The organism is Mesorhizobium sp. J8 (assembly GCF_016591715.1).
Classification (GTDB): Bacteria; Pseudomonadota; Alphaproteobacteria; order Rhizobiales; family Rhizobiaceae; genus Mesorhizobium.
In genome coordinates this window covers 2,928,398-2,947,183 of sequence record NZ_AP024109.1, presented here as the reverse complement: position 1 = coordinate 2,947,183, position 18,786 = coordinate 2,928,398, and the positions used below count along the sequence as shown (strand labels likewise).

Below are 18,786 nucleotides of genomic sequence, written 5' to 3'. Positions count from 1 at the left end.
GCTATAAACGGCCAAGCGCCTTCAACTCGTGCAGCACGGCAGCGTCGCGAGCCGAGACATCCGGGAATTCCGGATCCTGGCCGACATCCGCGGTGTAGCGCCAGGAGCGCGCGCATTTGACCAGACCGCGATCCTCGGCTTTCTCCACCACCACCGCCACGCCCTTAACGTCGTCGAGCGTGAAGGCGCCTTCCGGCGTCTTGCCGCGGCTGATGACGAGGTCGCTGGTGATCGCCATCTCCGCCATGTCGACATCGGCAATCGCCGCCTCCAGCGCGGCGTCCTCGATGGTGACCACCGGCACGGCCTCGAGCGAAGAGCCGATCAGCTTCTCGGCGCGCGCGATCTCCAGCGCGCCGGTGACGACGCGGCGCACCTGTCTCACCTTGCGCCATTTCTCGGCCAGCGCCTCGTCGCGCCAGTTCCGCGGGATCGCCGGGAACTGATCGAGATGCACCGAGACGGCTTCCGGATGGCGGTCGAGCCAGGCTTCCTCGGTGGTGAAGGGCAGCATCGGCGCAAGCCACTTCACCAGGCATTCGAAGAGGTGGCGCACCACCTGCACGGCCGCCCTGCGGCGCAGGCTCGACGGTCCGTCGCAGTAAAGCGCGTCCTTGCGGATGTCGAAATAGAAGGCCGAAAGCTCCACGACCATGAAGTCGAGCAGCGCACGGGTGATGCGCTTGAACTCGAACGCGTCGTAGCCCTGGCGCACCACTTCGTCCAACTCGGATAGCCGGTGCAGCATCAGCCGCTCCAGCTCCGGCATGACCTCGACCGGCACATCCTGGCCGTCGTCATGGGCAAGCGTGCCCAGCATCCAGCGGATGGTGTTCCTGAGCTTGCGGTAGGCGTCGATATTGGTCTGCAGCACGTTCTTGCCGAGCCGCTGGTCTTCCCAATAATCGGTCGTCACCACCCAGAGCCGCAGGATATCGGCCCCGGACTGCTTGATGACGTCCTGCGGCACGACGGTGTTGCCGAGCGACTTGGACATCTTGCGGCCTTCCTCGTCCATGGTGAAGCCATGGGTGATGACCGTGTCGTAAGGCGCCCTGCCCCTGGTACCGCAGCTTTCGAGCAGCGAGGAATGGAACCAGCCGCGATGCTGGTCCGAGCCTTCGAGATAGACGTCGGCCGGCCATTTGAGGTCCGGACGGTCTTCCAGCGTGAAGACATGTGTCGAGCCGGAATCGAACCAGACGTCCAGGATGTCCATCACCTGGTGCCATTTCGAGGCATCGTGGTTGCCGAGGAAGCGTTCCTTGGCGCCCTCGGCGAACCAGGCGTCCGCACCCTCCTTCTCGAAAGCGTCCATGATGCGCTGGTTGACGGCCTCGTCCTTCAGGATGTTGCCGTTCTCGTCGGCGAAGACGGCGATCGGCACGCCCCAGGCGCGCTGGCGCGACAGCACCCAATCGGGACGCTCCTCGATCATGGCGCGGATACGGTTCTGGCCGGCCGCCGGCACGAAACGGGTGTCGTCGATCGCTTTCAGCGCGCGGCTGCGCAGCGTCGTGCCGTCGCCGAGGTCCTTGTCCATATAGACGAACCACTGTGGCGTGTTGCGGAAGATGACCGGCTTCTTCGAGCGCCAGGAATGCGGATAGCTGTGCTTCAGCCGGCCGCGCGCGAAGAGCGCGTTGCGCTTGATCAGTTCGTCTATGACCGCCTGATTAGCGTTGCCCTTCTTGCCGTTGTCGTCGATGACGCGCGCCGGCCCGCCCTCGCGTCCCGGGCCGAAGCCCGGCGCGTCCTTGGTGAAGAAGCCGGCATCGTCGACGGTGAAGGGAATCGTGGTGTCGACGCCGCGTGCCCGGAGGTCAGCGGCCGCTTCCATCCAGGCATCGAAGTCCTCGCGGCCATGGCCGGGCGCGGTGTGCACGAAGCCGGTACCGGCATCGTCGGTGACATGCTCGCCGGCAACCATCGGCACCGGGAACTCATAGCCGCCGCCGAGGCCCTTGAAAGGATGCGAAAGCGTAAGCTTCCCAAGCTGTTCTGCCGATACGCTGTGAAGCCTGTTCAAGGTGACCTTGGCCTTGGCGGCACATTCCTCGGCCAAAGCATCGGCGAAGATCAGCTTCTCGCCGGGCTGCGGACCGAAGGCGTTCTCGGCCGCCGTCACCTCATAGAGGCCATAGGCGATGCGCGGCGAATAGCTCACGGCGCGGTTACCGGGGATGGTCCAGGGTGTGGTCGTCCAGATGACGACATGCGCTTCGACCAGATCGAGCGCGGCCCCATCCAGCGCCGGCGCGGTGCCGGCGACCGGCTGGGCAAGGCTCGCGACCGGGAACTTCACCCAGATCGTGTCGCTCTCATAATCCTGATACTCGACCTCGGCCTCGGCGAGCGCGGTGCGCTCGACAACGCTCCACATCACCGGCTTCGAGCCGCGGTAGAGCTGGCCGGACATCGCGAATTTCAGCAGCTCGCCGGCGATGCGCGATTCGGCATGGTAAGCCATGGTCGTGTAGGGATTGTCGAAATCGCCGATGACGCCGAGGCGTTGGAATTCCGAGCCCTGCACCTTGATCCAGTTGGCGGCGAAGTCGCGGCATTCTCTGCGGAACTCGTTGACCGGCACTTCGTCCTTGTTCTTGCCCTTGGCGCGATACTGCTCCTCGATCTTCCATTCGATCGGCAGGCCGTGGCAGTCCCAGCCCGGCACGTAGTTGGCGTCGTAGCCGCGCATCTGGAAGGAGCGGTTGATGACGTCCTTGAGGATCTTGTTCAGAGCATGGCCGATATGGATGTTGCCGTTGGCGTAGGGCGGGCCGTCATGCAGCACGAATTTCTCGCGGCCGGCAGCCTCCTCGCGCAGCTTTTTGTAAAGGTCCATGTCCTGCCAGCGCTTGACCAGGCCGGGCTCCTTCTCGGGCAAGCCAGCGCGCATCGGAAAATCCGTCTGCGGCAAATAAAGCGTTTTGGAATAGTCGATCGTCTCAGCAGTTTCTGTCATTGGGGTGTCGGTCATTGATCTGCCATCTCAAGGTACCCGACGACAAAAGCCGGGCGTTCAAGTCTTGCTTCGACGCATATCGTTTTCCCAAAACCGAAGCCACCTTCGGGCGATATGCGTTGATGTTCATGAAAAAACGCGAGGGGCGCGCGCGAAAACTCCCGGCGGCTCCAGCGGCGCTCAGGCCGCCCGGAACACCGGGCCCGTAATTCGTATCGCGATCGCGAAAAGGCGCGAAAAGCTCGTCATGGCGTGGCTTTTAGCGGATGGCGCGACAGGAATAAAGCGCGGATTTCAAGGCGTGAAGCCGCTTTCGCGACCTACATCGTGAAATTGAAGCGGTAAGTGGTCGAGACGCCGAAGGTCCACTGGTTGCGGTCACCCCGTTCTTTGACCAGGCTGGAATCGGCTGCCGGCCCCATCAGGCGCGAATATTCGGTAAAGACGCTTGCCGTCATCGGCTCGGTCACCTTCCAGGTGATCGCTCCGCCGAGGCCTGTCGATTTCACGCCGCCGCCGGGATGGTACTCGCTCAAGCCCGAAGCCGCCGCTTCCTTGGCGTTGACGCCGTAATAGGCATCGAAATAGTCGGACGAGGCGAAGGAGACGCGCGGTCCGCCGGAAATGCGGACCGTCGGCGTGATGTCGTAGAAGGCGTCAGCGGCAATGTCCGCGACGAAACCGTTATGGGCTCGAATGCCGTGCCTGAGCTCCGCCCGCGCCCTCACCCAATCCAACGGATAGAATTCGAAGAAGCCGCCCGCCTCGCCGCCCCAGCGCACCGGATCGAGGCCTTTCAGCTCGTCCTTGCTCTCGCGCGAGAATATGAACTTTCCGGTCAGGCCGGCGCGAACGGAACCATCATCGATCAACGCCAGCGAGATGTTGTCGTTGCGCGAGGTGAAGCGCGCCTCGGAGCCGACCTTGCCGAGCGAAATGATCGGCTGGGCGCTGAGCATGTATTTCTTGCCGCCCTCGAAATTCGGCGCGACGAGAGCCGTGGCGCCGAGGGTGAGATACCAATCACCGGATATCCAGCTGCCTTCGCCCGCCTGTGCGACAGGCGCGGTGACCAGGCTCATGGCGATGGCCAGCGGAATCTTCCCGACAATACGCATCGTCACCCCTTACGCGAAACGCGCCGGCAACACCACCTGCCGACGCTCAAGCCATGCCGTGCGTTCGGTAAAATTTGACTTAAAATCGTAACATCGGACCGATAGGCCGGCTAGCCGACACGCCGGTTGCGGCGCAAGCTCTCTATCAGATCGCAGGCCGCTTCCAGTCCGCCGGTAAGCGAGTTTGACGCTCCGTAGCGAAGGGCCGCCTGGTGCCATTGCGCGCGGACCGCCGGGTCGCCGGCTTTCTGGATCGCCTGCCGCCAGATTTCGGGATCATCGCGGTTGGCCACGACCAGTCCCGCTCCGCTCGCTTCGACATATTTTGCATATCCGCAGGCGTCGGAGGCGATGACCGGCAAGCCGTTCGCGAGCGCCTCGAGGATGACCGTGCCGGTATTTTCGAGGCGCGCCGCGTGCAGCATGAAATCGCTTGCAACCACGATCGCCGGGATGTCTTCCTGGATGCCCAGCAACGTGACCCGATCCGACATCCCGGATTTGGCGATCAGGCCGCGAAGCCGGGCTTCTTCCTCGCTGCCCTTTCGAAAACCGGCGATCAGCCAATGTATCTGCGGAAACGGCTGAAGAGCCTTTACCGCCCGATCGAGGCCTTTCACCTTCAATTTGTTGGCAATGCTCAAGGCAATGACCGCTTCGCGAGGAAGCCCAAAGCGATCGCGGATCTCATTGCGGTCGCCGGCCTGCAGTTCCGGTCTGCGGCGTCTCGGATCGAGCGTCGGCCCGACGACGTGAATGCGGGATTCCTCGGTCCGCCAGAAGTCGCGGTAAAGCGCTGCCTGCTTTTCGCTGAGCGCAACGATCTGCACGCCGTTGCCGGGGGCAAAGATCATCGATTCGAGGTTCTGCTGGCGCATGAATCGGGGCGAAAACGGTCGCCACCATCCGAGTTTCGAGGCAAAATAAGGAGGGTCGCCAGCGTAGTAGATGTCCAGGCCGGCCATCTTGTTGAAGCCGACCACACAGTCGAAGTCGCGTCTGGCCGCCAGCACGGTCCTTCCGAGCGTATATTCCGTACCGGGGTTGGAGAGGACCCGTGCCGGATGGACTTTTATCGTCGCCAAACTCTCGACATGACCGACCTGGCGAGTCGTCAGGATCGTCACATTATGGCCGCGCGCGATCAGTCGGTCGCTGATATTCAGACAATCCCTCTGAAGGCCCCCGTTCATAAACAGGGCAGAGATTGCACAGCAGATTCTCATCACATTTTCCGGAGCGCCGCCCCACCCCCCAAGATTGACGGAGAGAGACTCCGGGTGCGCCCCAGACTTCCCCATTCAAACAAACACAGCGGGCGCTCAAATGTCGGTCGTGTTGAAAAGACGAATATGCTGTATATAGCCGGTTATCAAGAGACTTGAATGCTTTCGCGTTCAAGCTTTTTTCCCCAAAGAAACCCTACCGGAGTGTGCTCATGAAAATTCCACGGTTCAATCGTGGCTGCCGGGCCGGTTCCAACCGAACGCCGCGGTAATCGTGCCAAAGGCCCTGCGCGAATACGACTGGCGGCAATGGCTGAGGCTGCAGCCGCCGCTGCATGCCATCAAGACTGCCCGTTACCGCAGAATCGACCGGAGCTTTCTGCGCCAGCCGGTCAGGCATGGCGACATCCGGGATATTCGTGCCGCCGCCCGGGGCCGCCATGTCCTGCTGACGGTAGCCTTCGGCGACGCCCAGTGCCTCGATCTGCAATTGCGGCTGACGGGAGGTCTTGTTCGCCACGATGTCCACATCGTCGCCGACAACAGTGTCAGCGATGTTTCCGCGGATGAGAACAGACGGGTTTGCGCGGATCGTGGCGCCGCCTATGTCAGGCTTCCGGCCAATCCATGGACTGTGAAAAACCCGAGCCGGTCGCACGGCGCATCCCTCAACTGGATGTGGCACAATGTGCTCAAGCCTGCAGCACCGGCCGCGTTCGGATTCCTGGACCAGGATCTTTTCCCGACGCAGCCATGCGACCCCTTCGAACCTCTTGAAACCACGGCTTTTTACGGCGATCTGCGCTGGGCGGGCGCGCGATGGTATTTGTGGGCCGGCTTTTGTTTCTTTCGATTCGACGCCGTCAGCCGCGAGCCTCTCGATTTCGGGCTCGACTGGTTCGCCGGCCTCGACACGGGCGGAGCCAATTGGGAGGTGCTCTACCAGGACGTGGACCCGAACACGGTGCCGCAACGGCCGATAACCGCATTCGCCGCCTTGCCGGGGATTGAGCTGAGAAAGGCCTATTGCGAATGGCGGGGAAGCTGGCTTCACGAAGTCGGCCTCGACGGCGACCCGTCGTTGAAGGCGAAAAAGCGCGAAGCGGTGCTGCGGCTACTTGCCCCCGCCCTCGAGATTTCGCTCGGAACGCGCGGACAAGGAAATTGACAGTCGGGAAATTGACAGTCGACAGATCGACGGAACTTTGGAATTGAAATTTGTAAGACCAGGCTGCCGACATCCGGCAATTCAGCGGCCATTCGATTCCGGCCGGTCATCGCAAGGACTATTCTATTGCCGGCAGTAAGCGTGATCATTCCAGTGAGAGACGGCGCGCAATATGTCGGCGAGGCCCTACAAAGCATCCTGGACCAGGATCTGGCGGATTTTGAAGTCATCGTCGTCGACGATGGGTCTTGCGACGACAGCGTCGCGATCGCGACGTCGATCAGCGGCCGTGACAGCCGCGTCAAAGTCGTCGCCAACAGCGGCAAGGGGATCGTCGACGCGCTGAATATGGGGATTTCGCTCGCGCGGGCCCCTCTTGTGGCGCGCATGGATTGCGACGACATCTCGCTGCCCGACAGGTTGCGCCGGCAGATGGCGCGTTTCGAGGCGGATCCCGATCTGCAGTTGCTCGGCACCGCGGGATTGCAGATCGACCGGGACGGAAAGCTGTTGAGGCCGATAGAGGTTCCCGCCGGCAACGACCCGTTGCGGGAAGCGCTCGCCAAGTATAATCCCATGCTTCATCCGACGGTGATGTTCCGGACCGAGGCCGTCCGGCGCGCGGGAGGCTACCGTCGCGCGTTCACCTATGCCGAAGACTACGATCTATGGCTGCGGCTTTCCGAGACGGGAAAACTGGCCAACATGGAAGTGCCGCTCGTGAAGCTGAGATCGCATCCGGGACAAGTATCGCGCGTAAAGCAGGATCAGCAAAAGGCGGCCGCGGCATTGGCCAGGCAGTCGGCGCTGTTGCGCCGCTATCGCGCCGAGCCGTTCGACACGAACGGCCAACCGGCGCAGGCCATCGCACGCTTTCTGGCATCGCGCGCCGCCACTGGGGTCGGTATCTCCAGCCTGGAGAGGCGCGACATCGAGTTGCTGCTGCGAACCGCGGGCATACCCTTGGCCGTCACGTGCAAGCTGCTGTTCCTCGCGGCTGTCGGCGCCCCCTCTTTCAGGACGCTCGCGCTCGGACCTCGACTGGCCTGGCGCAGGATGATCGCGCGCCCTGCAAAGATGCGGCTGAACTGATGCGGCGGCTTGTCGTCGATCTCTCGAGCATGGCGCGTTGGCTCGGCCCTCCGGTCGGCCTGGTCCGCGTGCAGCGGCATTACAGCGCGGCGGCGGCCGCCTTCGAGGCGTGCGAGGTGGCGTTCACCGTGTTCGACCCGGTCGGGCGGATTCTCAGGCGGGTTTCACCGCAGATGGCGGCGGAAATTATCGCCGGCGATATCTCATGCGACATGAGTTTCCTACCGGACCCTGCGCGTATCAAGATGCGGTTTTACGATCGCTGGCCGGCCTGGGCCCGGCGGTTGCTGATGGCGATCTTAAGGCCGCGCCGTATCCTGATAACCGAAATCGGCGCGTTCGGCCGGCGCAATCCCGGTAGCCCTTTTCTGCGTTTCCTCGAGCGGGTCGAAACCCGGCTGATGAAGGAAAACGAGCGGCGGCAAGTCGCTCGCGAGGACGGTTCACGTGTCCGGATCGTCCCGCTCCGGACCGTTGCCGGCGACAGATACGAGCTTTCGCCCGGCGACCATCTGCTCCTGATGAACAGCGACTGGGCGCATACCGATGTCGCGGTCATTTCGTACGCGGCGCGCTCCGCCGGCGCAAAGCTGATCGTGCTCTTGAACGACATCATCCCGATCCAGTTTCCCGAATGGTACAAGCCGCACGACGTCAAGAGATTTACGGACTATGTGTCCCTGGTGATCGGGCTGGCAGACCGCTTCATCCTGACTTCGAGGCGCGTCACCACCGATGTCGAGGACTATGCCGCCAAGCTGGGCGTCCACCTGCCGGAACTGAGGCATGTCCCTCTCGGCTGCGACAGCGCCCGCAAGTCGAAGGCGGACGGCCGCTTGCCGGACGGGCTCGAGGCGGATCGCTACATCCTCTTCGTTTCCACCATCGAGCCGCGCAAGAACCATTCGCTGCTCATGGATGTCTGGCGCCGCCTCGTCCTTGACGGAACGGCCGCGCATAGCGGCATGAAGCTGGTTTTCGTCGGCCGCAGCGGCTGGATGGTCGATGAGGTCCTGGCGAAGCTTCACAGCCATCCCGACTACCGCAAGAGCCTTGTCCATCTCGACAACGTCGATGACGCAACCTTGTCCCTTCTTTATCGCAACAGCGCGTTCTGCGTGTACCCGTCGCTCTATGAGGGATATGGGCTGCCGCCGGTCGAGGCGCTGGCCTACGGAAAGGCACTGATCGCCTCGACGGGCGGAGCCATCGCCGAGGTGGTCGGCTCGTCGGGATTGTGCCTCGATCCGCTCGACATCGAAGGATGGGAAAGCGCCATGCGGGAGTGGATCACCTCGCCCGCGGCCCGTGCTCCGTACGAGGCGAAGGCCGCGGCATTCGTGGCGCGGAGCTGGGAGCGGGCCGGCCGGGAGACGCTGGAGGCGGCGCTTGCGCCATTCGCGGACGAAGCCCGGCCACCAGAAGAATGACCGCCTTCACGTTCGGAAAATGGGCCGCCCGCGGTTCGGTCCCGCGTTGCTGGACGGCCAGCGCCATTCAGTTTAGCTTCCTTTCGCCGCACGACCGGTGGTGAATTTCGAGGGAGATGAAACCATGACTCTGCCAAGCGACGCTCTCAAGGACGCGATCGGCCAGACGCGGGACAAATGGGGATGGTTCGTGGCGCTCGGCGTGTTGCTGCTGATCTTCGGCGGCATCGCTTTCGGCAATCTGTTCATCGCCACCGTCGCTTCCGTCTATGTCGTCGGCTGGCTGATGCTGATGGCGGGCATCATCGAGATCATCCATGCCTTCGGGGTCAGGACCTGGGGACGTTTCTTCTATTGGCTGTTGAGCGGGCTGCTCTATGCCGTCGCCGGCTTTTTCGCCTTCGACAACCCGTTGCTCGCCTCGGCGGTGCTGACGCTGCTGTTGGCCATCGCGCTCGTCGCTTCGGGGCTTCTTCGGTCCTGGGTGGCCTTCAGCCATCGGCCGCAGCAAGGCTGGGGATGGCTGCTCGCGGCCGGCATCATCACCATTCTGCTCGGCCTTATGATCGCCATGGGCTGGCCGGTGAACAGCCTCTGGGTGCTGGGCATATTCCTGGCGATCGACCTGGTGTTCCAAGGCTGGAGCTTCATCGCCATAGGGCTGGCGCTGAAGCGGTAGGAGCGCCAGACGAGACGCTAGAACGCTATCTCGGCGTCCAGTTGCGAGAGCGGGCGCACTCCCGCCAGCAGCGCCCTCGCCTCTGCCTCGTCCGTTTTCATCTGCGCCACCAGCGCGTCGAGGCCGTCGAATTTCAGCTCCGGCCGCAGGAAGCCGAAGAAAGACACCTGGCAGGTCTGGCCGTAGAGATCGCCGGAAAAATCGAAGACATATGTTTCGAGCAGCGGCGCGCCGTTGTCATCGACGGTCGGACGCCGGCCGAAGCTTGCGACGCCGTCATGGAGCGTGCCGTCGGCGCGACGGAAACGGACGGCATAAATCCCTTCCTTCAAGGCCGCTTCCGGCGAAAGCCGCATATTGGCGGTCGGGAAGCCCAGGGTGCGGCCAAGCTGCTGGCCGCCGATCACCTCAGCCTCGACGGTGAAACGGTAGCCGAGCAGACCGGCGGCCTCCTCCACCTTGCCTTCGGCCAGCAGTTCCCGGATGCGGCTCGACGAGACCACCTCGGCGCCTTCGTCGCGGAAGGCGTCGACCAGCGTCACGCCAAAACCATGCCGTTCTCCAGCCGCCATCAGAAAGGCCGGGCCGCCCTGGCGGTCCTTGCCGAAGTGAAAGTCGAAACCGGTGACGGCGTGGCGGATGCCGAGGTTCTTCTCCAACACATCGGTCACGAAAGCCTCGGGCGAGAGCGAGGCAAAATCGCGCGTGAACGGCTGCTCGACCAACGCGGCAAAGCCAAGGCTTGCGAGCAGCCGCGCCTTCATCGGCGGCGGCGTCAGCACGAAGAGCGGCACCTGTGGCCGGAACACCTTGCGCGGATGCGGCTCGAAGGTGAGCACCAAAGCGGGCACGCCGTCGCGGCGGGCCTCGCTCAGCGCGCGCTCCAGGACGGACTGGTGGCCGCGATGGACACCGTCGAAATTACCGATCGCCACAATGCCGCCGCGCAGATGCGCCGGCAGCGGCGCGACCGCCGAAAGACGTTCGAAGGCTTGCTTCATGTCGAGGCGCCCGTCATGACCAGACCTATTGCAGACGCGGAATAACGGCTACCGGCCGGTAGCCGTGCTTTTCAAGAAAGCCCGCCAGCCTTTCCGGATCGGGCCGCAGCGGATCGCCATAATCGCGAGCATGGATGCCGCCGGAGACATAGAGCACGTCGAAGCCGTTGTCGGCCGCTCCCTTGACATCGGTCATCATGCCGTCGCCGATGGCGAGAACCTCGCTGCGCTCGACGGCGCGGCCGAGAAGGCCGGCGACCTCCTTCATGGCGACATCGTAGATCGGCGCGAAGGGCTTGCCGGCAATCAACGTGCGGCCGCCCAGTTGCGCGTAATCGCGCGCGAGCGCGCCGGCGCACCAGATGGTGCGCTCGCCGCGCTCCACCAGGATATCCGGATTGGCGCAAATGAACGGCAGATTGCGGGCCCGGAGCCGCTGCAGCAATTCGGTATAGTCGGCGGGTTTCTCCACCTCGTCGTCATAAAGGCCCGTGCAGACGATGCCGGAGGCCTCGAATTCCTCGACGAGATCGACGTCGAGCCCGTCGTAAAGGGTGAAATCGCGTTCGGGACCGATGTGAAATATCTTCCTGGGTCCTTCGGCGATCAGGTCGCGGGTCACGTCGCCGGAGGTGACGACCCGGTCGCAGGCATCGGCGGGAACCCCGATGACTTTCATCTGGGCGACGACGTCGGCGCTGCGACGCGGCGAATTGGTGATCAGCACGACAGGCACCTTGGCCGCGCGCGCCCTGGCAAGCGCGGCGGCGGCAGCCGGAAAATGCCATTCGCCATTGTGCACGACGCCCCACACGTCGCACAGGATGGCAGCGTAGCGCCCCGCCAGATCGTCGAGCGAAGCGATGATGTCGGGCGAATCCGCCATGCCGTGTCCTTGATTTTGATCCTGGCAAGACCGCGACGGTCCCCTTCGATTCAGGGCCGCCACGACCGGTCCCGCATAACCGAAGCGCTCCATCCTGTCACGAGCTTTCCCCGCCACTACTATCGGGGTCGATCCCGCAAGCCCGCAAAGCACAAGGTTAACGCGCCGTCAAAAAGCCAGTGCGTGGTTGATTGTTTCGCGCAAGCTGAAATTTAACGATTTATGACCATGGTAGCAGACCGGATACGACCAACGTCGTAGCTCAATATGGATCCTTGGCGGGGGTAAGCACAATGATCCGCGATTTTTTTTGCGATAAGCGTGGTAATTACGCCTTAATGACTGCCATCACGATGATCCCGCTGATGGGCGGCGTTGCATTGGCGGTGGATTATACGGAACTTGTCCGGCAAAAACAGGAGACGCTGAACGCGCTTGACGCCGCTGGCATTGCGACAGCACAGCAGATCGTCGCCGGCGCCAGCGATACCGATGTGAAAGCCTATGCCAAGAATTTCTTCGAGGCCAACCTCAGACACGTTCTTCCCGTAAACACGGCCTTAACCGTTACCTTACCCAATAACAATGCTGGCGGCGGCACGCTGAAAATGCAGGCGACGCTCAAATATCGTCCCTACTTCCTGCCGGCAGCCGCCATGCTGCTCGGTAAAACCGCCAGCGCAACCGACATCAACGTCGTCGCGACATCCGAAATCCGGTTAAAGGATACTCTTGAAGTTTCCCTGGTTCTCGACAATTCCGGTTCGATGTCGAGCCTTGGCTCCGGGACTGGCCAGAAACGTATAGATCTGCTGAAGAACGCGGCTAAGCAGTTGGTCGACACACTTGCCGCGCAGGCCCAGCAGATGAAGCAGGTCAGCAAACCGGTGCAGTTTTCGCTGGTTCCGTTCTCCGCCTCCGTCAATGTTGGCCCGGCACATGATCAGGATGCCTGGATGGACCTGTACGGCGCCTCGCCGATCCATCACGAGGATTTCGACTGGTCCACGATGACCGCCGCCAACGATCCCAACAAATATGCGCAGAAGGTCGGCGGCATATGGTACAAGCGCGGCGATGGCTGGGGAGACACCAAGGATCAACCCCTCACACGTTTCAGCCTCTATTCCGACATGACCGTGGAGTCCGACCGCGAAACGGTGCAGCCTCCGAAGCAGTATGTCTGCGACGTCACCAAGAAGGACGGCACCTGCAGCAAAGGCCATTGGGTCACACCGTCTCCGACATACGTCTACACCACGAGCCGCTATGCGAGTTGGCAGGGATGCGTCGAGGCTAGGCCATATCCGTACAATGACGACGACACGACGCCGACGACTTCCAATCCTGCTACACTTTTCGTGCCGATGTTCGCACCCGACGAGGCTGGAACATTGTGGCGCGACTTCAACCGCGACGGCGTCAATGACGTCAGCAGCGCCAACTATGGTTACAGCAATAATTGGTGGGCCGACTGGCCGTACTCGTCCAACCCGACAGCGTCGCAGCGCCAATCCGACATGCGCAAATACTTTCTGGTGAAGCCCTACGGGTCTGCTTCGGCAAGCGCCGGCGACGGTCCGAACGCGGCCTGCACCACCAGTCCAATCACTCCCCTTAAAGATGTCACGGTGGCGACAGAAAAGCAGGAGCTGGACGACGCTATCGACGACATGGCGCCGACCGGCAACACCAACGTGCCGGAAGGTCTAGCGTGGGGCTGGCGAACCCTGTCCAGCAATGAGCCCTTCACGGAGGGACGACCGAATACAGAAAAGGGCAACGATAAAGTCGTTATCGTCCTGACCGACGGCGCCAATACATATAGCGCCGTCAGCGATGCCGGCTATGCCAACAATCGGTCCACATACGCAGCTTACGGATATACCGGGCTGACATACCCCGGCTCAGGCAGCGTTACGCGCCTGTTCATGAACACCAGCAATGCCGTTCCAAAGACCACCTATACCGACAGCAACTATACCGCAGCGCTCGACGAGAACATGCAGACACTTTGCGCTAACGCCAAAGCTGCCGGGATTATAGTGATGACCGTCTCGCTCGATCTGGTCGACACCAAGACAGACGAAAAGAAGGCTATGGCCGCGCTCAAGGCCTGCTCGTCAGATTCACGCTTCCGCAAGGATCCGACCGATCCGACCAAGCCGGCGAAGCTGTTCTGGAATTCGACCGGCGCCACGCTGTCGGATGACTTCAAGGCCATCGGCAACGAATTGTCGAACCTGCGCATCGTCGGTTGATCTGGTCCGACAAATGACTGATGGCGCCCGCCCTTGCGGCGGGCGTTTTTCGTCGTGAGCCATGCCATGACAACTGGCTTGGTTAGCGGTTGGTGAAGCCGTTGTTAAGCAATCGAGCGGTTTACCAAACCGGTCCTTCAGCGTTTTGTGGAAGTGTGGCCCGGCGAAAATCCGTCGGCGGGGGGCCGCTTCAACTGCAATGCGCAAATTCCGGCATCAATTCTGCCGCGACCGCCGCGGCAACTATGCGCTTATGACAGCAGTCGCCATGGTGCCGCTGATGGGGGCGGTGGCCATGGCCGTCGATTTCAGCGAGCTCAATCGCCAGAAGCAGATGGTGCTGAACGCGCTCGACGCCGCCAATTTCGCCGCCGCGCGACGGCTTGCCGAAGGCGCCACCGACGACCAGATCAGAGCCTACGCGGTCGACTTCTTCAACGCCAACCTCAACAATATCGACCCCGCCGACATCTCGCTCAACATAACGCTGCCGACCAACCAGGCCGGCGGTGGTCTGCTCAAGATGAGCGCGACGCTGAACTACCACCCTTACTTCTATCCATCCTCCTCGCTGCTCGTCGGCGCGTCGACGGTCGACGCGAACAAGCCAATCAACCTCGCCATGGACTCCCAGGTGCGGCTGAAGAACACGTTGGAAGTGGCGATGGTGCTCGACAATTCGGGCTCTATGACAACGCCCGGCACAGGCACGGGACAGAAGCGCATCGACCTGCTCAAGCAGGCCGCCAAGCAGCTCGTCGACACGCTGGCGCAGCAAGCCTCGCAGATCAAGCAGATCGACAAGCCGGTCCAGTTCAGCCTCGTGCCCTTCGCGGCCTCGGTCAATGTCGGGCCGAACAACGACAACGCCCCTTGGATGGACGTCTATGGGCTATCGCCGATCGCCAACGAGAATTTCGACTGGTCGACGCTGAACGCGCCCGACAAATACGCCCAGAAGATCAACGGTATCTGGTATAAGAAGGGCACGGGCTGGGGTGACACGCAGGACCAGGTGCTCAGCCGCTTCTCGCTCTATCGCGATATGCAGGTCGTGACCAGCCATGAGCGCATCGTCGGCAGCAAGCGCGTCGTGTGCGACCAATATCGCTCCGACAACACCTGCAAGCGCAGCCACAACGAATACGACTACAATGACACCTACGGCCCGTTCGCCAGCTGGCAAGGTTGCGTGGAGGTGCGTCCCTATCCCTACAATGTCAACGACACGCCGGCTTCGGGCGGTCCCAACAATACGGGCATCGGCGTTGGCGATCCGGCAACCATGTTCGTGCCGATGTTCGCGCCCGACGAGCCCGGCAACCAATGGAAGGTGACGCAGGATCCCAACGAGCCGAACCCGGTTACCTACGGCGCGGCCAACAGCTGGTGGAACGACGACCCATCCAGCACCACCGGCAAGACGCGGCAATCCAATATGGCCAAGTATTTCATGCCCCGGCCGATCGATGCACCGGTGCTGTCGAAGGGCGCCGGCCCGAACTACAGCTGCACCACCACGCCGATCACGCCGCTCACCGACGTCACAACCACGGACGGCCTGGCGGCCATCAAGGCGGCGATCGACCTGATGCAGCCCAACGGCAACACCAATGTGCCCGAGGGCATGGCCTGGGGCTGGCGCACCGTCTCCAGCGCCCCGCCATTCACCGAGGGGCGGCCGGAAACCGAGCGCGGCAACGACAAGGTCGTCATCGTGCTCACCGACGGCGAGAACACCTATTCGACGGTCAATCCCGACCCGGCCGGCAACAAGTCGACCTATGCCGCCTATGGCTATACCGGCGTCGGCTACAACGGCACTTCGGTCACCCGCCTGTTCGGCGGCACGTCGAGCGCCATCGGCCAGTTCAACTACTCGTCGAGCAACTACACCGCGGCGATGAACGAGCAGATGGCGAAGCTTTGCGACAACGCCAAGGCAGCCAACATCATGGTGATGACGGTCGCGCTCGACATGTCATCGACCGACACCGGCGACCAGAAGGCGATGGCCGCGCTGAAGGCCTGCTCCTCCGATTCCCGCTTCCGCAAGGATCCGACCGATCCCAGCAAGCCGGCCAAGCTGTTCTGGAACGCCACCGGCGCAACGCTGTCCGACAACTTCAAGGAGATTGCCAACGAGTTGTCGAATTTGCGCGTGGTGGGGTAACGGGAACAGCGCCGGCGCGGAAACTGCTGATCTCCCCCCTTGCGGGGGAGATGTCCGGCAGGACAGAGGGGGGTGTGACGGAACGCAGAGCTTTGTCGTGATTCATTCTCAACCCGCCCTCGACCGTGCACAAGATTAGCTGATAGGCCGGCGGGACAGCACCCCCCTCTGCCTTGCCAGGCATCTCCTCCGCAAGGGGGGAGATTGGCAGCTTCGCAGCTTTCGCCAATTGTCGGCGCTGGCGCAAAAGCTCCCGCAATCAAGACCTTGCAGCCGGCGAACGGCCGTGATGAGTGTTTGCACGAACGGAGACTACCTTGCCCGACGCCGCCAACCATCTGACCTTTGCGCTGATCTGCCTCGGCATGGTGCTGACGCCGGGGCCGAACATGATCTACCTGATCTCGCGCTCGCTGTCGCAGGGGCCGAAGGCCGGGCTGATCTCGCTCGGCGGCGTGGCGCTGGGCTTCCTGTTCTATGTGGTCTCGGCGACCTTCGGCATCACCGCGCTCATCTTCGCCGTGCCTTATGCCTATGACGCGCTGCGCTTCGCCGGCGCGGTCTATCTGCTGTGGCTTGCCTGGCAGGCGCTGAAGCCCGGTGGACGCTCTCCGTTCCAGGTGCGCGAGCTGCCCAGGGACCGGCCGCGCAAGCTTTTCGTCATGGGGCTGATGACCAACCTGCTCAATCCGAAGGTGGCGGTGCTCTACCTGTCGCTGCTGCCGCAGTTCATCAATCCGGCCAAGGGCCATGTCCTGTCGCAGCTTCTGATGCTCGGCGTGACGCAGATCTCGATCAGCCTCACCGTCAACGCCATCATCGCGGTGACCGCCGGTACCATCGCGACTTTCCTTGCCGGACGGCCGTTCTGGCTGGTCGTCCAGCGCTGGATGATGGGCACGGTGCTGACGGCTCTCGCCTTGAAAATGGCAACCGAGGCGCAGCGCTAAAGCAATTCCAGGAAAAGTGCGAGCGGTTTTCCGTCCGGAATTGCGTAAAAACAAAGAGATAGAGCGGTCGCCGTTTCCGTGAAAAGGTGAAACGCTCTAGGGTACATTGATATTCAGGTGAGACCGGCCTGCAAATGACGGCTGTCTGCGCTTCCGGTGCTCACGTACTGCAGTACGCTCCGCTCCGGTTCTCGACAGCCATCATTCCCGACTCGGCCTGACCTGAATCTCAACGCACCCTAAGGGCGAGCCATCAGATCTACATCGGCCGGCGCACCGGCCGGATCTGCTCCGGCTCGACCACCTTTCGATAGAGATGCCAGGTCGCGTGGCCGAGGATCGGCATGACGACGGCAAGGCCGGCAAACAGCGGGATCGAGCCGATCACCAGCAGCACGGCGACCGTCAGGCCCCAGAGCGCCATCGTCAGCGGGTTGGCCATCACCGCGCGGGCCGAGGTCTCGATCGCCGAGACGGCGCCGACGTCGCGGTCGAGCAGCAGCGGGAAGGCAATGACGGTGGTGGCCAAAACGACGACGGCGAAGACGAAGCCGACGGCGTTGCCGACGAGGATCAGCGTCCAGCCCTTGCCGGTCGTCAGCACATCGCGCAGGAAAGTGCCGCCCGAAGCAGGCGGCTCGGCGCCGAACAGGCTGGTGTAGAGCGACTGCGCGGTGAACAGCCACAAGAGGAACAGGGCGAAGAGAAGGATGCCGATGACCGCGATCGACGGCAGCGCCGGCGAATGGCGGACGTCGAGCGCGTGCCGCCAGTGGCTGTTCATGCCGAGCTCGCGCCGGCGGCTGATCTCGTAGAGGCCGATGGCCGCGAACGGGCCGATCAGCGCGAAACCCGACATCAGCGGATAGACCAGCTGGATAGCGTTCGAGCCGGAGGTCCATTGCGTCAGGATCAGGCCGACGATCGGGTAGATCAGGCACAGGAACACATAGTGTGAAGGCTTGGCCCAGAAATCCTCGGCGCCGAGCCTCAGCGCGTCCCAGACATCCGAGGTGGAGATGCGGCGAACCGTAGGCTGCACATGCATCCCATACGCGTCCGCCATGACATGAAAACCGGCCATAACCGTCCTCCGTTCGTCAGTGCATGAGCCCGAAAACCAGGAGGTTCTCGTCAAGCAATCATGCGCCAGATCAACGCGGGTCGGTCACCGCCTGTGATGGCCGCCCGTGGCTGCCACTTCAAGAACGGCCGCATCATAGCCGATCTTCCGGGAAAAGTCGCCGCTTCACGCGATTTTCATCCCTTGCCCTTCATCTCCTGCCCGGCAAAAGCCATGATCGGCGGTATCAGAGGCCGGATGAGCATCTCGATCCCCACCCTCCCCGATCTCAACCGCCGTTCGCTGCTCAAGGCCGCCGGCCTCGCGGCGCTTGCCGGCATCGCCGCCTGCGGCACCGTCACGGTGCCGACCGGCGAAGGCGCGGGTGTCTCTTCCTCCGCCACGGCGACACTGGCCGGTATCCGTGCCTCCGCAGGGCTGCCGGCGCTGGCGCCGGACGCGCAGCTCGAACAGGCGGCGCTGCAGCAGGCCGGCTACATGGCCTCGCGTGAGCGCATGAGCCACACCACCGGCTGGGGCAAGGATTTCGCCTCGCGCATGAAGGACAATGGCGTGCGAGGTGCCGCGGCCGAGAACATCGCCGAGGGCCGCTTCGACCTTGAGAAGCTGTTCGACATCTGGATGCACTCCGACGGCCACCGCCGCAACATGCTCGACCCGGACTTCAGCCGCTTCGGGCTGGCCTATGTGCGCGACGGCCGCGATCCCGCCCTGCGTTACTGGGCGCTGGTACTGGGCCGATAAGGCGTCGAT

The 18,786-nt window shown here is 62.6% G+C and carries 14 protein-coding genes; 8 read left to right on the top strand and 6 right to left on the bottom strand.

What is annotated here, in order from left to right; all coding sequences use genetic code 11:
* Position 1: 1 nt before the first annotated feature.
* From ileS to MJ8_RS13985, 3 genes are all read right to left on the bottom strand, one after another.
* Positions 2-2,965 (bottom strand): isoleucine--tRNA ligase, encoded by a 2,964-nt coding sequence (gene ileS / locus MJ8_RS13995; RefSeq protein WP_201414909.1) that lies wholly within the window; start codon positions 2,963-2,965, stop codon positions 2-4.
* Positions 2,966-3,285: 320 nt separating this feature from the next.
* Complete coding sequence (locus MJ8_RS13990) at positions 3,286-4,083, bottom strand: MipA/OmpV family protein (protein ID WP_201414908.1); 798 nt, start codon at positions 4,081-4,083, stop codon at positions 3,286-3,288.
* A 110-nt stretch (positions 4,084-4,193) separates the two neighbouring features.
* A complete protein-coding gene (locus MJ8_RS13985; RefSeq protein ID WP_225248309.1) occupies positions 4,194-5,309 on the bottom strand; it encodes a glycosyltransferase family 4 protein in 1,116 nt (371 codons plus the stop codon).
* 274 nt (positions 5,310-5,583) lie between these two features.
* On the opposite strand from MJ8_RS13985, the gene MJ8_RS13980 reads away from it, so the two are divergent.
* The 4 genes from MJ8_RS13980 to MJ8_RS13965 all read left to right on the top strand — a co-directional run bounded on the left by MJ8_RS13980 (position 5,584) and on the right by MJ8_RS13965 (position 9,678).
* Positions 5,584-6,477 carry a hypothetical protein gene (locus tag MJ8_RS13980; protein WP_201414906.1) on the top strand — a complete coding sequence of 298 codons (894 nt, stop codon included), beginning with the start codon at positions 5,584-5,586 and terminating at the stop codon, positions 6,475-6,477.
* Between the two features lie 141 nt (positions 6,478-6,618).
* A complete protein-coding gene (locus MJ8_RS13975) occupies positions 6,619-7,569 on the top strand; it encodes a glycosyltransferase (protein ID WP_201414905.1) in 951 nt (316 codons plus the stop codon).
* Positions 7,569-8,999, top strand: a complete 1,431-nt coding sequence (locus tag MJ8_RS13970; RefSeq protein ID WP_201414904.1) for a glycosyltransferase family 4 protein — start codon at positions 7,569-7,571, stop codon at positions 8,997-8,999. Before MJ8_RS13975 ends, MJ8_RS13970 begins: the two co-directional genes overlap by 1 nt.
* A gap of 124 nt (positions 9,000-9,123) precedes the next feature.
* Positions 9,124-9,678 carry an HdeD family acid-resistance protein gene (locus MJ8_RS13965; protein WP_201414903.1) on the top strand — a complete coding sequence of 185 codons (555 nt, stop codon included), beginning with the start codon at positions 9,124-9,126 and terminating at the stop codon, positions 9,676-9,678.
* A gap of 17 nt (positions 9,679-9,695) precedes the next feature.
* On the opposite strand, the gene MJ8_RS13960 is transcribed toward MJ8_RS13965, so the two are convergent.
* A complete protein-coding gene (locus tag MJ8_RS13960) occupies positions 9,696-10,679 on the bottom strand; it encodes a bifunctional riboflavin kinase/FAD synthetase (RefSeq protein ID WP_201414902.1) in 984 nt (327 codons plus the stop codon).
* 25 nt (positions 10,680-10,704) lie between these two features.
* The gene (locus MJ8_RS13955) at positions 10,705-11,565 is read right to left on the bottom strand and encodes a TIGR01459 family HAD-type hydrolase (RefSeq protein ID WP_201414901.1); all 861 of its coding nucleotides are present in this window, start codon (positions 11,563-11,565) and stop codon (positions 10,705-10,707) included.
* 293 nt (positions 11,566-11,858) lie between these two features.
* On the opposite strand from MJ8_RS13955, the gene MJ8_RS13950 reads away from it, so the two are divergent.
* From MJ8_RS13950 to MJ8_RS13940, 3 genes are all read left to right on the top strand, one after another.
* Entirely contained in the window at positions 11,859-13,826 is a 1,968-nt protein-coding gene (locus MJ8_RS13950) for a pilus assembly protein TadG-related protein (protein ID WP_201414900.1), read from the top strand.
* Between the two features lie 199 nt (positions 13,827-14,025).
* The gene (locus tag MJ8_RS13945; RefSeq protein WP_201414899.1) at positions 14,026-15,999 is read left to right on the top strand and encodes a TadE/TadG family type IV pilus assembly protein; all 1,974 of its coding nucleotides are present in this window, start codon (positions 14,026-14,028) and stop codon (positions 15,997-15,999) included.
* A 317-nt stretch (positions 16,000-16,316) separates the two neighbouring features.
* A complete protein-coding gene (locus MJ8_RS13940) occupies positions 16,317-16,949 on the top strand; it encodes a LysE family translocator (protein ID WP_201414898.1) in 633 nt (210 codons plus the stop codon).
* Between the two features lie 259 nt (positions 16,950-17,208).
* Here MJ8_RS13940 and MJ8_RS13935 read toward each other — a convergent pair whose 3' ends face one another.
* Positions 17,209-18,033: a DUF2189 domain-containing protein gene (locus tag MJ8_RS13935; RefSeq protein ID WP_201414897.1), complete on the bottom strand. Its 825-nt coding sequence runs from the start codon at positions 18,031-18,033 to the stop codon at positions 17,209-17,211.
* 237 nt (positions 18,034-18,270) lie between these two features.
* On the opposite strand from MJ8_RS13935, the gene MJ8_RS13930 reads away from it, so the two are divergent.
* Positions 18,271-18,777, top strand: coding sequence for a CAP domain-containing protein (locus tag MJ8_RS13930; protein ID WP_201415426.1), 507 nt, complete (start codon positions 18,271-18,273; stop codon positions 18,775-18,777).
* Positions 18,778-18,786: the final 9 nt, after the last annotated feature.

What these genes read in the sequence shown, in the direction of transcription:
- ileS (WP_201414909.1), bottom strand. Translation starts at nt 2,965, where the DNA reads ATGACAGAAACTGCTGAGACGATCGACTATTCCAAAACGCTTTATTTG.
- MJ8_RS13990 (WP_201414908.1), bottom strand. Translation starts at nt 4,083, where the DNA reads ATGCGTATTGTCGGGAAGATTCCGCTGGCCATCGCCATGAGCCTGGTC.
- MJ8_RS13985 (WP_225248309.1), bottom strand. Translation starts at nt 5,309, where the DNA reads ATGAGAATCTGCTGTGCAATCTCTGCCCTGTTTATGAACGGGGGCCTT.
- MJ8_RS13970 (WP_201414904.1), top strand. Translation starts at nt 7,569, where the DNA reads ATGCGGCGGCTTGTCGTCGATCTCTCGAGCATGGCGCGTTGGCTCGGC.
- MJ8_RS13965 (WP_201414903.1), top strand. Translation starts at nt 9,124, where the DNA reads ATGACTCTGCCAAGCGACGCTCTCAAGGACGCGATCGGCCAGACGCGG.
- MJ8_RS13960 (WP_201414902.1), bottom strand. Translation starts at nt 10,679, where the DNA reads ATGAAGCAAGCCTTCGAACGTCTTTCGGCGGTCGCGCCGCTGCCGGCG.
- MJ8_RS13955 (WP_201414901.1), bottom strand. Translation starts at nt 11,565, where the DNA reads ATGGCGGATTCGCCCGACATCATCGCTTCGCTCGACGATCTGGCGGGG.
- MJ8_RS13950 (WP_201414900.1), top strand. Translation starts at nt 11,859, where the DNA reads ATGATCCGCGATTTTTTTTGCGATAAGCGTGGTAATTACGCCTTAATG.
- MJ8_RS13945 (WP_201414899.1), top strand. Translation starts at nt 14,026, where the DNA reads ATGCGCAAATTCCGGCATCAATTCTGCCGCGACCGCCGCGGCAACTAT.
- MJ8_RS13935 (WP_201414897.1), bottom strand. Translation starts at nt 18,033, where the DNA reads ATGGCCGGTTTTCATGTCATGGCGGACGCGTATGGGATGCATGTGCAG.
- MJ8_RS13930 (WP_201415426.1), top strand. Translation starts at nt 18,271, where the DNA reads ATGAGCATCTCGATCCCCACCCTCCCCGATCTCAACCGCCGTTCGCTG.